The following is a 15,655-nucleotide window of genomic DNA, read 5'->3' as shown; positions in this document are numbered from 1 at the left end:
GAGACGAGATGGCAGACGAACACAACACGGTCGAGCATGTCGCTGATGCTGCGGAACACGCAGTAGACATGGCTCATGGTGCCGAAGCTGGCGGTGCAGCAATGCCCCAGCTCGACCCTACGACCTTTTCCAACCAGATTTTCTGGCTTCTGGTCACGCTCGTCGTGATCTATTTGGTCCTGTCCAAAATTGCCCTGCCGCGCATCGCTGCGGTTCTGGCAGAACGGTCGGGAACCATCACCAACGATCTCGCTGCAGCTGAAGAGCTGAAAGCGAAAGCTGTTGCAGCTGAAGAAGCTTACAACAAAGCACTTGCTGACGCTCGTTCCGAGGCAGCTCGTATCGTTGATGAGACTAAGGCAGAGATCCAATCGCAGCTGAACGCCGAACTGGCTAAAGCAGACGACGAGATCGCAGCCAAAACTGCCGAGGGCGAAAAAGCCATCGCGGCAATTCGTGATAACGCGCTGTCCAGCGTGACCGATGTAGCAACGGAAACTGCCGCTGCTCTGGTCGCTGCGCTGGGTGGCCAAGCTGACGACAAAGCTATCGCTACTGCTGTCGCCGCTCAGATGAAGGGCTGAGATTATGAAGAAGCTTCTGATCCCCGCATTCATCCTGATGGCTCAGCCTGCGCTGGCATCGTCCAAAAACCCGTTCGCGGCTGAATTCTGGTCGCTGCACAACACTGACTTCATCGTTCTGTTGGCGTTCCTCGTCTTCGTTGGTGTCCTTCTTAAACTGAAGGTTCCGTCGAAGGTCGGCGAAATGCTCGACGGTCGCGCGGCATCTATCCGGTCTGACCTGGAAGAAGCCAAATCGATCCGCGAAGAAGCTCAGACCCTGTTGGCCTCTTTCGAGCGCAAGCAGAAAGAAGTGCAGGAGCAAGCAGACCGCATCGTGGCAACAGCTAAAGAAGAAGCTGAAGCCGCTGCAGTTCAGGCCAAAGCAGACATCGCAGCATCTGTTGCACGTCGTCTTGCTGCCGCCCAAGACCAGATCGCAAGCGCTGAAGCGTCTGCAGTCAAAGAGGTCAAGGACCGCGCAGTTATGGTCGCTGTCTCTGCAGCCAAAGAAGTGGTCGCTAAACAGATGACCGCAGCTTCGGCGAACAAACTGATCGACGACGCGATCGCGACTGTGGAAGCAAAGCTCCACTAACGCCCGGCGTCATCACCTGAATGGAACCCCGTCTGCGCTGCAGACGGGGTTTTGTTTTTGCGGCAAAGCATTGGAAACGAAGAAGGCCGCCCGTTTCGGGGCGGCCTCGATCTCTTCTGATGGTGGATCAGTTCGTCGGGATGATGATGATCTCAACACGACGGTTCTGTGCGCGACCCTGCGGTGTCAGGTTGTCCGCAACAGGCTGGTTCTCACCACGACCTGCGGATTGGATGCGCATCGCAGGAACACCTGCGTTGATCAGGACTGAGGTCACAGCCTGTGCACGGCGCAGCGACAGGTCTTGGTTATAGGCTGCGGAGCCAGTGTTGTCGGTGTGGCCGATAACCTGAACGATGGTGTTCGGATAGGCATTGATCGACCGTGCGACGGTGTAGAGGTCATTTTGCAGGCCACCAGTCAGGGTCGCACTGTCGGTCGCAAAGAGGATATCTTGCGGCATGGTGACAATCAGCTGGTTGCCCGTGTTCACGATGCTGGACTGGTTGCCCAGTTGCTGACGCAGTTCAGCTTCCTGAAGGTCGAGCTGACGCCCGCCTACGGCACCAAGGCCACCGCCAATAGCAGCGCCAATGATCGCATTGCGGCGACGCTCTGCGGTATCGTTACCACCAGTCGACGCACCAAGGAGCGCACCAATACCAGCACCAACAACCGCACCCGTCTGCGTGTTGCGGTTCGGGTTTGATGGGTCGGTCATTTCACATGCAGCCGTGCCGAAAAGCGCGAAAGCTGCAACAGCGAGCGAAGAACGAGCAAGAATCATAAGTCTATCCAGTCTTATTGAACGACGCAGAAGGTTGCGCCTATTGCCCTTTCATATGCCTCAAACGCGATTGATATCCAATAACGCAACAATAACGGGCAAAATTTCGCCCATTGGATTTTGGTTTATGCGGCAATCCTGTTCTTGCCTGATCGGATTGCGGCGGGCATACCCACGCTATGGTTAAGCAGCTCGATTATCATACCATCCGCGAGATTTTCACCCGCTTTCAGCAGGCCGAGGCCGAGCCGAAAGGGGAGCTGGATCACGTCAACGCCTATACGCTGGTCGTGGCTGTCGCGCTCTCTGCGCAGGCCACCGATAAGGGCGTGAACCGCGCCACCGCCGAATTGTTCAAAATCGCGGATACCCCGCAAAAGATGTTGGACCTCGGCGAAGAAGGTTTGATCGAGCACATCAAAACCATTGGCCTGTTCCGCAATAAGGCTAAGAACGTCATCAAACTCAGCCGTATTCTCGTTGATGACTATGGCGGCGAGGTTCCGAACTCCCGTGCGGCGCTCGAAAGCCTTCCTGGGGTCGGGCGGAAGACGGCGAATGTGGTTTTGAATATGTGGTGGCAGTATCCAGCGCAGGCTGTTGATACCCACATCTTTCGGTTCGGGAACCGCTCTGGCGTGGCTGTGGGTAAGGATGTCGTCGCCGTTGAGCGTGCGATCGAGGATCACATTCCCGCCGATTTCCAGCTTCACGCTCATCACTGGATGATTTTGCACGGGCGGTATACATGCCTTGCCCGTAACCCGAAATGCGCGACCTGTGTGATCCGCGATCTCTGTCTGTTTGAGGAAAAGAACCTATGAAGAAGTTTCAAGTCGTCGGTATCGGCAATGCAATGGTCGACGTGCTGACCCAAGAGACCGAAGCGTTTCTGTCCGAGGCGGGCATCGAAAAAGGCATCATGCAGTTGATCGACATGGATCGTGCGGTTGACCTTTACAGCCGTATCGGCGCGGCCAAGGAAATCTCGGGCGGCTCTGCGGCGAACACGATTGCGGGGATTGCGCACCTTGGTGGGCGGACAGCCTATGTTGGCAAGGTGAAGGACGATCAGCTTGGCGCGATTTTCGCCCACGATCTGAGGGCGCAGGGTGCGGTCTATGAAACCAAGCTCGCCCCCAAAGACGCAGCCCAAGAAACGGGTCGTTGCATCGTCGTCGTAACCCCCGATGGTGAGCGGTCGATGAACACTTATCTGGGCGTGACAGAGTTCCTCGAACCGTCCGACATCGACGTTGATATGATGGCCGATGCAGAGTGGATTTATCTTGAGGGTTACCGCTTTGACGGCCCTGACAGCCACGCTGCCTTCGCGAAAGCGATCAATGCGTGCAAGGGCCACGGCGGTAAGGTGTCGATTACCCTCTCCGACCCGTTCTGCGTTGAACGCCACCGCGATGCGTTCCGTATGATGATCCGCGAAGACGTGGACCTGTTGTTCTGCAACCGCGCTGAAATGCTGTCGATGTATCAGACCGAAGATTTCGACGCAGCCTTGGCTCAGGCCGCGAAAGAAGTGTCCATCGTTGCCTGCACAGACAGCGATAATGGTGCGCACATCCTGTCAGGCAGTCAGCGTTGGCATGCCCCTGCGGTTCCGACCCAGATCGTAGACGCGACGGGTGCGGGCGATCTCTTTGCGGGTGCGTTCCTCTGGGGCCTGACCAACGGTCATGACCTAGAGACCTGTGGCCGTATGGGTTGCGTCGCGGCAAGCGAAGTCATCAGCCATATCGGCGCACGCGCGGAAAGTGACCTGAAGGCCTTGTTCGCTCAGCACGGCCTGATCTGATCTCAATATGGCGCTAGAGCGGAGAGGGCTCCGTTCTAGCCAAACACTCGGCAAAGTCGTCCTTGCGGCATAGCTCGGTTCCATCGGTCATGCAGGCCGCAGAAGCGGCGGCAGAACCGTGGGCGAGGGCGGTTGGCAGGTCGTTGCCCTGTGCCAAAGCCCATGTGAACCCGCCGACAAAGCTGTCACCCGCCCCGACCTTTGATTTGACCGTCACGTTGACGGCGGGACAGAACCAACGGTTTGTCCCGTCTGAGAGGATGTTCCCGTCCGCCCCACGCGCGATAATCACAATCTCTGCGGCTCCCTTGGCCACCAGACCAGACGCAAAATCCGCAGTGTCTGCGCGGGTGGTGAGGGGCGTGGCGCTGATCTCTTGGGCTTCGACTTGATCCATGCGCAGCACGTGGGGGCGGATAGTGTGACCTTCGGCTAAATGTGACAGAGCCGCGCCTGAGGTGTCGACGACAACCTGCACGCCGTGTCCTGAGAGGTCCGCGCAGAGTTGAGAATAGAGCGAGGCCGTTGTTCCTGATGGTCCAGACCCCGACAAAACTACATACCCACCTTTAGGCGCATTGGCGCAGATGGCCGTGCTAGCGGATACGACGTCCGCGCCGCTCCAGTTCGGGCCGGGTAGCATAAAACGGAACTGGTTGTTGATGGACAGATCGGTGACGGCAAGGCTCTGCCGCGTGTCGCCGGGTGCCGCGTGGGCAATAACGGGGATGCCCGCCGCGTCCAGTAGTCGACGCAGATGCGCGCCTGTATCGCCGCCCAAGGCCACAAAAGCCGTTGCCTGCCCGCCCAGTTGAATAATCGCGCGGGCCACATTGATGCCACCACCACCTGGATCAATCTGCGGATCAGAGCAGCGCAGTTTGTGCCCCGCCGTGACCTGCGGCGCAGTGGTTGCGATATCCAGCGCGGGGTTGAGCGTGACAGTGAGAATTTCAGGCATCATGGCCGCCATCAGAGCGTTTCGTTAGCCCTAACATAGTCTGCTGTCGGCGACGACGCCACTGACATGCATCAAATGGTCGAAAATTGCGTATCGTTCATGCCGGTCCACGGGGGCTGAAACCACAGCCGATATGGACAAAAGCGGGCCAATATGAAACAGGCGAGGGGAACAGGAGATACACATGACCACAACCCGTTTCGCCCCTTCGCCCACTGGCTGGATGCACATTGGTAACCTGCGCGCTGCGCTGATGAACTTCTGCATTGCCCGACAGCAAGGCGGCACGTTTATCCTACGGATCGACGACACCGATCAGGAACGGTCGAAGCCGGAATATGTGGACGGTATCTTGGATGCACTGGCATGGCTGGGCATCACCTACGACCGCATCGAATATCAGTCCAAACGTCTGGAACGCTACGAGGCCGCTAAGGCGCAACTCATCGAAATGGGCCGCCTCTATGAGTGCTTTGAAACGCCGACCGAACTGGACCTGAAACGTAAAAAGCAGCTGAACATGGGCAAGCCGCCGGTTTATGACCGTTCGGCGCTGGACCTGTCTGAGGCTGACAAAGACCGTCTGCGCGAAGAGCGTGGCGGGTCGCACTGGCGCTTTAAGCTCGACTGGGAACGCATCGAATGGACCGACGGTATCCTTGGCGATATCTCGATCGATGCGGCATCGGTATCTGACCCCGTTCTGATCAAGGAAAGCGGTCAGTTCCTCTATACCCTCGCGTCCGTTGTGGATGATGTGGATATGGGCATCACCAACGTTGTGCGCGGCTCTGACCACGTGACTAACACCGCAACGCAAATCCAGATGATCCGTGCACTTGGCGGCACGGTTCCGCAGTTCGCCCACCACTCGCTGCTCACGGGGCCGCAAGGCGAGGCGCTATCGAAACGACTGGGCACGCTGTCGCTCAAAGACCTCAAGGCCAAAGGCATCGAGCCGATGTCCGTCATGAGCCTGATGGCGCGTCTGGGCTCTGCTGATCCGGTCGAACTGCGTGACACGGTTCAAGAGATCATCGACGGCTTTGAGCTGGGTAAATTCGGCGTTGCGCCGACCAAATTCGATGTTCTCGACCTCGAGCCGCTCACCGCTCGTATCAATGCTGCAAAACCCTTCGACGCGGTCAAGGACGAAGTTCTAGCACTGGGCGTTCCTGCGCATCTGGCCGAAACCTTCTGGACCGTAGTTCGTGAGAACATCACCTTTATGAGCGATATGGCCGAATGGTGGACCCTGTTCCGCGATGGTGCACCCGCCTTGGTTGATGACGAAGACCGCGAAATGATCGAGACAGCGTTCAGCCTCTTGGGCGAGCCAGCCTACACCGCAGACACATGGGCTGAATGGACCAACGCTGTGAAAGAAGCCACTGGTCGCAAGGGCAAGGGCCTGTTCATGCCACTCCGTAAGGCGGTCACTGGTCGCGCAAGCGGGCCTGACATGAGCAACGTCATGCAGTTGATGCAGGTAAAACCGCGCTTCTGATTGGGTTTAGCGGCGTAGCGCTCCTGCCATAGAGAGCGTGACGCCCGCTAAGGCGATCAACAGCCACAACGAGCCATTCAGTGAGGTGGCTTCGGCCACGAAACCGATCAACGGCGGCCCGATTAGGATGCCGCCGTAGGTCAGGGTGGCCACGCTCGCGATGGCACGGCCTGCGGGAACGTCGGGGTCATTAGCGGCACGCGAAAACGCCAATGGGATGATCATCGCGTAGCCGATGCCAAAAGCGGCAAAGCCGATCAATGCGACGGGTAGGGACGGTGCCACGAGGACCAGTAGCCCGCCGATCATCGCGCTGGCTGCCGAAATTCGGGTGGTTTGCGCGGGCCCCAAATTGGCGACAAGGATCGGTCCTGCGAGGCGGGTCGCTACCATCAGGGTCGAAAATATCGTGTACCCCAGCGCGGCTTGAGCCTGATCGACGCCTTTCGCAGCGGTCAGGATGAGTGCCGACCAATCGACCATCGCGCCTTCGCCGATGGCTGACGACAGTCCGACGATCCCCACCATCAACAGCGGGCCTTTGGGTAGGGCAAAGAGGGGGCCGTGCTCTGCCGTTCCTGTGACGCTGCTCCACGGGATAAAAGCGAAAAGTGCGACAAAACCCGTGATCCCCAGACCGCCGAGCCAGAAGTGCAGCGCGACGCTGGCGCCCCAGTTGATCGCAATAAACCCAGAGCCCGCACCGATCCCCGCGCCAAGCGAAAACGCGGCGTGGAAGCTCGACATGACGGGACGTGCCATGTGCCGCTCAACCTCAGCCGCCCAAGCATTCATGGCAACGTCTTGTCCCCCGTGAGCCATGCCGAACAGGGCAAGGATCGGGGCGAGAACCCAGACGTTAGGGGCGAGAGGCAGACAGAGGAACGCAACGATATAGAGCGCACCATAGACCATCGTTGCATTGCGCGCGCCGCGCAGGTCCGCAGTGCGCCCAGCGAGCGGAAATCCCACAATTGCCCCCGCCGCCAAACACAACAGGAGCAAGCCCAAGTTGGCAGGGGAAAGCGTGAAACGGTCTGCAAAAGCAGGTATACGCGAGGCCCAAAGCCCGAACAGGGCCCCATTAAAGAAAAACACTGAAGCAACAGCGCGCCAAGGGCCTGAGAGTCGGATCACTTGCGTCTCCTAAAACGATTTCGGAAAATCTAGCCGCGCCGAATGTCCTGCACAATGAAAAACGGCTCACCGCGAGGGCGAGCCGTTCTTTGATCCAACTGACGCTGTCAATCAGTTGTTCATGTTGCCGTGGCCCATATTGCTGTGGTCCATTTGACCTTGGTTCATTTGGCCGCCTTGGGGCTGACGTTCGAGGTCGACAGGGATATCGACGGTGATTTCGCCCGCTTCACGGAAGACGAGGGTCACGGTGACGATATCGCCTTGTTCCATCGCACCCTTGAGGCCCATGAACATCACGTGGTCAGCACCACGTTGCAGAACATGTTCACCGCCAGCAGGGATCGGGAAGCCACCTTCGACCTGACGCATCTTAGCGATGCCGTCTTCCATGATGTGGGTGTGCAGTTCGACCTTTGCCGAAATGTCAGAACGGGCGTCGATGAGTTGGTCATCGGTATCGCCTGTGTTGGTGATCACCATGAAGGCAGCGCCAGCCATAGCCGACATGCCAGACGACCGCGCATAGGCGTCGTTAACGGTGATGATGCTCTCAGCCGAAGCAGCGGTTGCGAAAAGGGTAGCGGCAACTGCCGCCAGTTTAACGGATCTCAAAAACATTGGATTGTCCTGTGATGTGTAGATGTTTGATGTTGGGGATCAAACGACCACAGGCGGTCCTCTGGCCGAGGGCGTCAGGCGCTGCGCTTCGGCTGTATGGATGTCATGGACCGGAAGAAGGGTTAGAGCACGGCCATTGACGATCCGCTGAGGCAGATCCGGTGTCGCTAGCGCGACGATCACATTCAGGGCACAGTCTGGACAGATATGACGCGGACCGACGGGTTTACCATTCGCATCAACGGCTACTTCGACAGCGACCTCACCAATACACAACACAGTCGTGCCAACGGCGCCTGTCTGCCCACGCAATATCGCCATTTCCTGCGAGGTGACGGTCACCAGCAGGGCAAGCGCGATAGCAATGAGCGATCTGAGCCAAACCATGGGGCAACCATTATCACCGCCGATCGGGCGGGAAAAGGGTCAGCGCGTCGCAGGGCCTACAAACGAAAAAGCCCAGACAGTGATGTCTGGGCTTTGACGAATTCGGTAGTCAGTCAGATTAAGCAGATGCTTTAACGACTTCTTTTTTGATTTTGAGTGCTTCGCTCGACAGCTCGGCGTCTTTCGCCTTGAGGAGGAACGCATCAAAACCACCGCGGTGGTCAACAGTACGCAGCGCAGCGGACGAAATCCGCAGGCGGAACGAACGGCCCAGTACGTCAGAGATCAGAGTGACGTCCTGAAGGTTCGGCAAGAACCGGCGACGGGTGCGGTTTTTAGCGTGGCTGACGTTGTTGCCCGACATCGGGCCTTTGCCAGTGAGTTCGCATTTACGCGACATGGGTATATCCTTATTTATTGGTTCCAGCCACCAGGGCCAGTTTGTTAAACGGGCAATAGCCCAACAGGCCCCACACCTCGTGGAACCAGTTATGAGCGCTGGCAATAGGTCGATTCCGCGAAACGGTCAAGCCTGCAATGATGCCAACCGCTGTTTTGCCCATGCGGCGGCCTCTGGAAACCTGTCTTTGCCGCGTTGGGACAGTCGGTCGAGGTAAAATGGCACGTCGCGGCGTAATTCACGATGCATCTTGGTCAGCACCGTCGGGTCAGGCGGATCAGAGAGAAGCGCCCGCACCGTGGCCCCGTACCGACCGCCCCGCGTGATGACTTGGGTCGCGGGGTGTCCGCCGAACGTGAGCCGTGCGATCCGAAGGGCAGGAAAGATCATCTGGAGCCGCTCTGCGTGCCACAGGTCCAGTCGGTTCATCGGGTCGACCGCGATGATCCCCTTTAGGGTCGGCACGGCTCTGGGCTCTAGCGCACCGAGCCTCTGGTCATAGTTACCAGCCTCAGCGCGATAGCGTTTGTCGAACGGCACATCGTCAGGATGGATGGACCATTGGGGCGAAACAGAGAGCACCCGCGTCGCGCCAATCGCGCGAGCAAAGCGGAGGGCACCATAGGCCCCCATCGAAAACCCGACCGCAGCCACATCGCGATACGGTTTCGCCACGGCCTCTAATACCCGCTCGGCGGCGGTGGTTTCCGCGTTGATGAACCAATCGTTGACCGACGTGCGGACGGAAATTTGGTCATAGCCGCGCCGATCATAGACGTTGATCATATTGGGCGGCTTAAAGCCTGTACGGCCAATTTCGCGGCTGTCAAAGGACACGAGCAGTTTGTCGTGGCCCCGCGCAAAATGGGTCAGGCGCAAACGGGCGCCATCGAAAATTCGGATGCCTTCGTCGGCCTCAGCCACCTGTGAACCCGTCCAAGACCCGCGCAGCGGCTTGGGTCGGGGTGGTTTCGCCGCGCTGCAACTGGTCCTCGGCCTGCGCCAGTCGTGCCGCCAAGGCTGGATCGCGCTGGAGCCGTTCGAGGAGTTGCAATCGCACCTCTTCGTGGAACCAATAGCGCGCCTGTTCTGCGCGGCGTGCATCCCAATGCCCCTCATCACGGCGCCATTTGGCGAGCGTGGTCATTTCTTCCCATGCCTTCGCGATGCCATCGCCCGAATAGGCGGACACGGTCATAGCCTTGGGGAAATCGGCGGGGTCTTGGGACCGTTTACGCAAGAGGCGCAGGGCGCCCGCATAATCCGCACAGGTGCGGGTCGCTTGTGGTTTGAGGTCGCCATCCGCCTTGTTCACAAGGATCAGATCGGCAATCTCCATGATGCCGCGTTTGACGCCCTGCAGTTCGTCGCCACCCGCGGGGGCCAGAAGCAGGGTAAAGATATCGCACATCTCAGCGACCATCGTCTCAGATTGACCGACGCCGACGGTTTCAATCAGAACCACGTCAAATCCCGCCGCCTCGCATAGCGCGATAGCCTCACGTGTGCGACGGGCCACGCCGCCCATTTGTGCCTGCGATGGTGAAGGGCGGATAAAGGCGTTGGGATCGCGGCTCAGCTGCTCCATCCGCGTTTTGTCGCCAAGGATCGACCCGCCAGACCGTGCCGAGGACGGATCAACGGCAAGCACGGCGACACGCAAGCCAGAGCTAGTGAGCGCAAGGCCGAACGCTTCGATAAAGGTGGATTTCCCGACTCCAGGGGTGCCAGACAGACCGATGCGCAGCGCCTGTCTCTCCGTGCCGAGCGCATCAAGGAGGTCCAGCGCAAGCGCGCGGTGATCAGCGCGACCGCTCTCAACGAGGGTGATCGCGCGGGCAAGAGCACGGCGGTCGCCTTGTTTCAGGGCTGCGGCGGTCGCGGGAATATCGAATGGTTTAGCCATACGAACTGTTTAGCGGATGGCACGAGCCTGTCCAGTGCGGCGGTGGGACGCGGGGTGAATTGGCAAAAGTAGGTGGCGCGGTTATTCCGCTGCCACCGTGTCGAGCGATTGCCCCATGACCGTTTGTGCTGCGTCGATCAGAGCGCCAGCCACCACATCACATTCCTCAAGCGTGAGGCGGGCAGGGAGGCGTACGTCGCAGGCATTCATTAGCATCGCGCGGGTTTGTGGCAGGTCGGGTGTTTCGCCCAAGAACTGCCAGTTCCAAAATGCACGCGCGTTGTCTTGGCTACGGCCAAAGACTTGTACTTTGATGCCGCGCTCTGCGGCTGCGGCGGCAAAAGCTTTGACAGCGTTGTCGCCCATGCCAACGAGGTTGAACTGGATCGAGTCCGGCGCGCGGTCTTCGGCGGCGAGTTTGTCGGGCACCGAAATCCAAGGCGAAGCGTTCAGCTGCGCTGCGACGTGGTCGTGGTTGCGACGACCGTCGGTGATGCGGCGGTTGATCTCTGGGATCTGGGCGCGGACGATGGCGGCAGAGAGGTTGTTGAGGCGCACGTTGTAGAGTGGCAGTTGGTTCTGCCAGCGTTCAAACGCCTCTTTGAGGCCCATGTTTTTGTTCCAGTTATGCTCGTACGCACCAGACATGATGACTGCGCGGGCGATCAGGTCTGCGTCGTCGGTGACGAGAATGCCGCCTTCGCCAGAGTTGAGCATTTTGTAGCTCTGGAAGCTGAAACACCCGATCTGACCGATGGTGCCGATGTTTTTGCCGTGCCATTTGGTGCCGAGGCTATGAGCGGCGTCTTCGACAACGGGGATACCTGCGGCGTCACAGGCCTCCATAATTGCGTCCATGTCAGAGGTGTGGCCGCGCATATGGCTGATGATGACCGCATCCACATCGGAAAGCTTGGCGCGGAAATCATCCATGTCGATGCGGTAATTGTCGGCGCATTCACACAGCACGGGAATGCAGTCGGCATGTACGATCGAGGATGGTACAGCGGCGAATGTGAAAGCTGGAATCAGGACTTTTGCGTCGCGGGGCAGGCCGAGAGCTTTGAGCGAGAGGAACAGAGCCGCAGAGCAGGACGACACAGCCAGCGCGTATTTAGAGCCGAGGAATGCTGCGAATTCTTGCTCCAGAAGGTGAACGGGGGAACCCTCGTTTGTGTAGCGGAACAGATCGCCAGAGGTCAGGAGACGTTCGACTTCGGCCAATGCAGAGGCTGGGATTGCTTCGGCGTCATAAACATTCGGCGGCAATGTGGTCATTTTGGGATTCCCGAAAAGTCATTTCGGAAATCCTTAACACATGCATTGTTACAATTCTACGAATGTCTGCCTTAAAGGCGATTAAATGCCGAGTTTGTCGCGCAGTCGGAACCATGCCATGGCGAGGGTCAAAAGTGGACCTTGGGCCAGATGGCCTGCGGGGTAGGGGCCTTGGGGGATGGTGCTGAAGGTGTCAAAGCGTTCGGCCTGACCTGCGACCGCTTCGGCCATGAGTTTACCAGCCAGACCCGCCAAAGCGACGCCGTGACCAGAGTAGCCAGAGACCGACAGGACATTCGGTGCGACACGCCGCACGACAGGCAAACGTCTGACCGAAATGCCGAGCGAGCCACCCCACGTATGAGTAAAGGGCACGTGGCGAATTTGCGGGAACGTCTCGCCCATGCGTTTGTGCAGTTTACTGCCAATGTCGTCTGGGAACTGGCGCGTGTAGTTGGCACGGCCACCGAACAACAAACGGCGATCCTCGGTCAGGCGGAAATAGTTCACCACGTTAGATGAATCACAGGCGGCGATGTCTTCGCCGAGCACCTTTTCGGCCAAATCACCCAAGGGTTCGGTCACACCGATAAAGCTGTTCACGGTCATCACCCGCGCATCGTTTCCACGATCAAGGCCACGCATATAACCATTGCCCGCAAGGATCACATGATCCGCCGTGACGGTTCCATTTTCGCAATGAACGACTGGCTTTGCGCCGTGCTGGATGCGCTTTGCCTCGGTCATTTCATAGATTTGTGCGCCTGCGGCCTCTGCCTCGCGGGCGAGGGCGAGGACATAGCGGAGAGGGTGAACATGGCCCGCGCGTCGGTTGATGGTGCCACCCGCGTAGAGTTTGGAATTGACCAAACGGCGGAACGCCTTTTCGTTCAGGACCGTCGTTTCATGACCCGGATAGTGTTTGTCCATCAGGTCGTAGATACGGCGCTCCATCTCAACATCTTTGGCGTCAAAACTACCGTGCGCGATCCCGTGGCGAAAATTCGCTTCGGGTGCGTAGGTGGTGCAGAAATCTTTGACCATGTCGGTGGCTTCATGCGCCAGCTTCCACAGGTCTTGGGCCAGAGGCTGGCCGATCCGCGCACCCAGCCAGATTTGGCTTTTGTTGTAATCGCTCCCGACCTGCCCGCCATTACGACCAGAGGCACCCCAACCCGCGCGGTGCGCATCAAGGACAATGACTGACAGCCCCCGTTTGCGAAGTTCCCACGCCGCATGAAGGCCCGTGTAGCCCGCACCGACAATCACAACGTCCGCCTTTTGATCGCCAGTCAGGGACGGGCGCCGCGCAGGAAGTGGAGTGGTCGCCGCATACCAAGAGGGCGGAAATTCACCGCGCGTGTCATTGCAGTAGAGCGGGTTCATTCGTCACTCTTGGGTTCGATGGCGACCGTGAATTGGGTTTTCTTTACGGGCTGCGCGACCTCGACCTTATCTTCGCGAAAGGCCGAAATGCCGTTGAGGGAGGGGCTGTTTTTCATGCTCAACCGTCCTGCGGATTTCTGAGCCTTCCCCCCATGCGAAAACATCCCCGCCGACCGTGGTCCGGTTGGTTTTTCCATCTTTGTCGGGCGGCGGGTTGGTTTCATCAGACGTTCAACAGCAAATGTTCACGTTCCCACGGGCTGATCACCTGTAGGAATTCTTCGTATTCGGCGCGTTTCACGATGGAATAGACGCGTGCGAATTCTGGGCCGAGGATGTCGTGCAGGGTGGTCGCCTCTTCAAACAGGTCGAGAGCGTCACCCATCACGCGCGGCAGATCTTCGTCACCCTCATAGGCATCGCCTTTGAACGACGGACCTGCGCGGTGTTCTTCCATCATGCCCAAATAGCCGCACGCCAAGGACGCCGCGATGCCAAGGTATGGGTTACAGTCCATCCCAGCCAAGCGGTTCTCAATTCGACGCGAGGACGGACCAGAGAGCGGCACGCGGATACCCGTCGTGCGGTTATCGCGGCCCCACGCAAGGTTGATCGGGGCGGCATGGTCGCGCACATAACGGCGGTAGCTGTTCACATAGGGCGCCATCACTGCAATCGCGGAAGGCAGGTATTTCTGCATCCCACCGATGAAGTGATAGAACGCGTCCGTTTCGCCACCCTGCGGACCAGAGAAGATGTTCTGACCCGTTTCGATCTCTTTGACCGAATGGTGGATGTGCATCGCGCTGCCGGGTTCATCGGCAATCGGTTTTGCCATGAAAGTCGCAAAGCAGTTGTGGCGCAGTGCGGCTTCGCGGATCAGGCGTTTGAAGTAGAACACCTCGTCAGCCAGTTTCACAGGGTCGCCGTGCTGGAGGTTGATCTCTAGCTGACCTGCGCCGCCCTCTTGGGTGATGCCGTCGATCTCGAACCCTTGAGCTTCGGCAAAGTCGTAGATGTCGTCGATCACAGGGCCGAATTCGTCAACTGCGGTCATCGAATAGGCCTGACGCGCCGCAGCTGGGCGACCAGAGCGGCCCATCATCGGCTCGATTGTCTTTGCGGGGTCGAGGTTGCGAGCGACGAGATAGAATTCCATCTCGGGCGCGACGACGGGCTCCCACCCTTGCTTGCGATAGAGTTCCACCACTCGTTTCAGAACGTTGCGGGGCGCATATTCGATCGGGTTGCCCTTGCGGTCGTAGGCGTCGTGGATCACCTGCAGCGTCCAGTCGCCCGTCCACGGTGCAGCGGTCGCTGTGTCGTAGTCAGGCTTCAGGATCATATCGCGTTCGATAAAGCCGTCCTCGCCCGCTGCATCCCCCCACTCACCTGTGATGGTTTGGTAAAAGATGCTGTCGGGCAGGTGAAAGTATTCTTGGCGCGCGAACTTGGACGCGGGAACGGCCTTGCCGCGGGCAATGCCGGGCATATCGGCGATAATACATTCAACTTCGTCTAAACGGCGGTCCTTCAGGTATTCCTGAGCCGCCTCGGGTAATTTTTCAGTCCAGTCGGTCATGACTGTGGCTCTTTCTGTTTAAAAAATGCGCCGATGCGACGGGCCAGAATGGCGCTATCGGTCGGCTTTTCCGTGTTTTCGATCGCAGTATCGATCAGCGGATCAGGCACCACGCCCCGCCCACGGCTTTCGGCCAATTTGCCGAGGAAACCGTTCGAGAACTCAGGGTGCGCCTGCACGGTGAACGCTTTATGCCCATAGCCAAGCGCGGCATAGGGGCAGGTGTCGTTATAGGCGATGACTTTGGCATCTTTGGGCAATTCGACCACTTGGTCCTGATGCCACGCGTTAAGCGCCACAGCCTCGCCTTCGAAGTTGTAGACCTGACGGCCAACCATCCAGCCCTTATCGGACTTTTCGACCTTACCGCCGAGGGCTTGGGCGATGATCTGGTGGCCAAAACAAATCCCGACCAGAGGAACAGCCGCCGCATAGACCGCGCGAATGAAGTCTTCGAGCGGCGGAATGAACGGCAAGTCCTCATATGCGCCGTGGCGCGATCCAGAGATCAGCCAGCCATCCGCCGAATGCACGTCATGGGGCAATTCGCCATCAACGGCAAACCACGTTTGAAAGGTAAACCCCTGACCAGCCAGCAGGTTTTGAAAGAACACGTCGTATTCGCCGTGTTCCGGCCTTAGGTTTTCGGGCGAATGCCCTGCGATCAGAATGCCGATCTTCATAAGTCACCAAATAAGGAGCGTTAACTCAGGCTACCTGCGGTTTTCA

At 58.5% G+C, this 15,655-nt stretch carries 17 protein-coding genes; 5 read left to right on the top strand and 12 right to left on the bottom strand.

The window, feature by feature from the left end; all coding sequences use genetic code 11:
• Nucleotides 1-8: 8 nt before the first annotated feature.
• Entirely contained in the window at nt 9-584 is a 576-nt protein-coding gene (locus tag AC07ED_RS10530; RefSeq protein ID WP_105235744.1) for a F0F1 ATP synthase subunit B', read from the top strand.
• A gap of 1 nt (nt 585) precedes the next feature.
• A complete protein-coding gene (locus tag AC07ED_RS10525; RefSeq protein ID WP_438986212.1) occupies nt 586-1,161 on the top strand; it encodes a F0F1 ATP synthase subunit B in 576 nt (191 codons plus the stop codon).
• A 127-nt stretch (nt 1,162-1,288) separates the two neighbouring features.
• On the opposite strand, the gene AC07ED_RS10520 is transcribed toward AC07ED_RS10525, so the two are convergent.
• Entirely contained in the window at nt 1,289-1,948 is a 660-nt protein-coding gene (locus AC07ED_RS10520; RefSeq protein ID WP_105235743.1) for a YiaD family glycine zipper/OmpA-like lipoprotein, read from the bottom strand.
• Nucleotides 1,949-2,127: 179 nt separating this feature from the next.
• On the opposite strand from AC07ED_RS10520, the gene nth reads away from it, so the two are divergent.
• Both nth and AC07ED_RS10510 read left to right on the top strand, forming a co-directional pair.
• Nucleotides 2,128-2,772: an endonuclease III gene (nth, locus tag AC07ED_RS10515; RefSeq protein WP_105235742.1), complete on the top strand. Its 645-nt coding sequence runs from the start codon at nt 2,128-2,130 to the stop codon at nt 2,770-2,772.
• Complete coding sequence (locus AC07ED_RS10510) at nt 2,769-3,761, top strand: adenosine kinase (protein WP_105235741.1); 993 nt, start codon at nt 2,769-2,771, stop codon at nt 3,759-3,761. The genes nth and AC07ED_RS10510 overlap by 4 nt, the downstream gene beginning before the upstream one ends.
• A gap of 13 nt (nt 3,762-3,774) precedes the next feature.
• On the opposite strand, the gene AC07ED_RS10505 is transcribed toward AC07ED_RS10510, so the two are convergent.
• Entirely contained in the window at nt 3,775-4,722 is a 948-nt protein-coding gene (locus AC07ED_RS10505) for a 1-phosphofructokinase (RefSeq protein ID WP_105236390.1), read from the bottom strand.
• Between the two features lie 184 nt (nt 4,723-4,906).
• Here AC07ED_RS10505 and gltX point away from each other — a divergent pair, with 184 nt between their 5' ends.
• A complete protein-coding gene (gene gltX / locus AC07ED_RS10500) occupies nt 4,907-6,229 on the top strand; it encodes a glutamate--tRNA ligase (protein ID WP_105235740.1) in 1,323 nt (440 codons plus the stop codon).
• Between the two features lie 6 nt (nt 6,230-6,235).
• Here gltX and AC07ED_RS10495 read toward each other — a convergent pair whose 3' ends face one another.
• The 10 genes from AC07ED_RS10495 to AC07ED_RS10450 all read right to left on the bottom strand — a co-directional run bounded on the left by AC07ED_RS10495 (nt 6,236) and on the right by AC07ED_RS10450 (nt 15,609).
• Nucleotides 6,236-7,327, bottom strand: a complete 1,092-nt coding sequence (locus AC07ED_RS10495; RefSeq protein WP_245918171.1) for an MFS transporter — start codon at nt 7,325-7,327, stop codon at nt 6,236-6,238.
• A gap of 150 nt (nt 7,328-7,477) precedes the next feature.
• A complete protein-coding gene (locus AC07ED_RS10490) occupies nt 7,478-7,987 on the bottom strand; it encodes a copper chaperone PCu(A)C (protein ID WP_105235738.1) in 510 nt (169 codons plus the stop codon).
• Nucleotides 7,988-8,026: 39 nt separating this feature from the next.
• On the bottom strand, nt 8,027-8,374 hold the full coding sequence (locus AC07ED_RS10485; protein WP_105235737.1) for a hypothetical protein: 348 nt from the start codon (nt 8,372-8,374) through the stop codon (nt 8,027-8,029).
• 118 nt (nt 8,375-8,492) lie between these two features.
• Complete coding sequence (gene rpmB, locus AC07ED_RS10480; protein WP_067550008.1) at nt 8,493-8,774, bottom strand: 50S ribosomal protein L28; 282 nt, start codon at nt 8,772-8,774, stop codon at nt 8,493-8,495.
• 126 nt (nt 8,775-8,900) lie between these two features.
• Entirely contained in the window at nt 8,901-9,698 is a 798-nt protein-coding gene (locus tag AC07ED_RS10475; protein ID WP_105235736.1) for an alpha/beta hydrolase, read from the bottom strand.
• Entirely contained in the window at nt 9,691-10,680 is a 990-nt protein-coding gene (gene meaB, locus AC07ED_RS10470) for a methylmalonyl Co-A mutase-associated GTPase MeaB (protein ID WP_105235735.1), read from the bottom strand. Before meaB ends, AC07ED_RS10475 begins: the two co-directional genes overlap by 8 nt.
• A gap of 81 nt (nt 10,681-10,761) precedes the next feature.
• On the bottom strand, nt 10,762-11,958 hold the full coding sequence (locus AC07ED_RS10465) for a DegT/DnrJ/EryC1/StrS family aminotransferase (RefSeq protein ID WP_105235734.1): 1,197 nt from the start codon (nt 11,956-11,958) through the stop codon (nt 10,762-10,764).
• Between the two features lie 81 nt (nt 11,959-12,039).
• The gene (locus tag AC07ED_RS10460) at nt 12,040-13,344 is read right to left on the bottom strand and encodes an NAD(P)/FAD-dependent oxidoreductase (protein ID WP_105235733.1); all 1,305 of its coding nucleotides are present in this window, start codon (nt 13,342-13,344) and stop codon (nt 12,040-12,042) included.
• 223 nt (nt 13,345-13,567) lie between these two features.
• Nucleotides 13,568-14,926, bottom strand: a complete 1,359-nt coding sequence (locus tag AC07ED_RS10455) for a glutamine synthetase family protein (protein WP_105235732.1) — start codon at nt 14,924-14,926, stop codon at nt 13,568-13,570.
• A complete protein-coding gene (locus AC07ED_RS10450; RefSeq protein WP_105235731.1) occupies nt 14,923-15,609 on the bottom strand; it encodes a type 1 glutamine amidotransferase in 687 nt (228 codons plus the stop codon). Before AC07ED_RS10450 ends, AC07ED_RS10455 begins: the two co-directional genes overlap by 4 nt.
• Between the last annotated feature and the right edge of the window lie 46 nt (nt 15,610-15,655).

This window comes from Aestuarium zhoushanense (assembly GCF_056431045.1).
This window is presented reverse-complemented; position numbering and strand designations above follow the sequence as displayed.

Excerpts from the sequence above, each read along its gene's own strand:
- AC07ED_RS10485 (WP_105235737.1), bottom strand. The coding sequence starts at position 8,374 with ATGGTTTGGCTCAGATCGCTCATTGCTATCGCGCTTGCCCTGCTGGTG.
- AC07ED_RS10450 (WP_105235731.1), bottom strand. The coding sequence starts at position 15,609 with ATGAAGATCGGCATTCTGATCGCAGGGCATTCGCCCGAAAACCTAAGG.
- nth (WP_105235742.1), top strand. The coding sequence starts at position 2,128 with ATGGTTAAGCAGCTCGATTATCATACCATCCGCGAGATTTTCACCCGC.
- AC07ED_RS10460 (WP_105235733.1), bottom strand. The coding sequence starts at position 13,344 with ATGAACCCGCTCTACTGCAATGACACGCGCGGTGAATTTCCGCCCTCT.
- gltX (WP_105235740.1), top strand. The coding sequence starts at position 4,907 with ATGACCACAACCCGTTTCGCCCCTTCGCCCACTGGCTGGATGCACATT.
- AC07ED_RS10505 (WP_105236390.1), bottom strand. The coding sequence starts at position 4,722 with ATGCCTGAAATTCTCACTGTCACGCTCAACCCCGCGCTGGATATCGCA.
- AC07ED_RS10465 (WP_105235734.1), bottom strand. The coding sequence starts at position 11,958 with ATGACCACATTGCCGCCGAATGTTTATGACGCCGAAGCAATCCCAGCC.
- AC07ED_RS10520 (WP_105235743.1), bottom strand. The coding sequence starts at position 1,948 with ATGATTCTTGCTCGTTCTTCGCTCGCTGTTGCAGCTTTCGCGCTTTTC.
- rpmB (WP_067550008.1), bottom strand. The coding sequence starts at position 8,774 with ATGTCGCGTAAATGCGAACTCACTGGCAAAGGCCCGATGTCGGGCAAC.
- meaB (WP_105235735.1), bottom strand. The coding sequence starts at position 10,680 with ATGGCTAAACCATTCGATATTCCCGCGACCGCCGCAGCCCTGAAACAA.
- AC07ED_RS10510 (WP_105235741.1), top strand. The coding sequence starts at position 2,769 with ATGAAGAAGTTTCAAGTCGTCGGTATCGGCAATGCAATGGTCGACGTG.
- AC07ED_RS10490 (WP_105235738.1), bottom strand. The coding sequence starts at position 7,987 with ATGTTTTTGAGATCCGTTAAACTGGCGGCAGTTGCCGCTACCCTTTTC.
- AC07ED_RS10455 (WP_105235732.1), bottom strand. The coding sequence starts at position 14,926 with ATGACCGACTGGACTGAAAAATTACCCGAGGCGGCTCAGGAATACCTG.
- AC07ED_RS10530 (WP_105235744.1), top strand. The coding sequence starts at position 9 with ATGGCAGACGAACACAACACGGTCGAGCATGTCGCTGATGCTGCGGAA.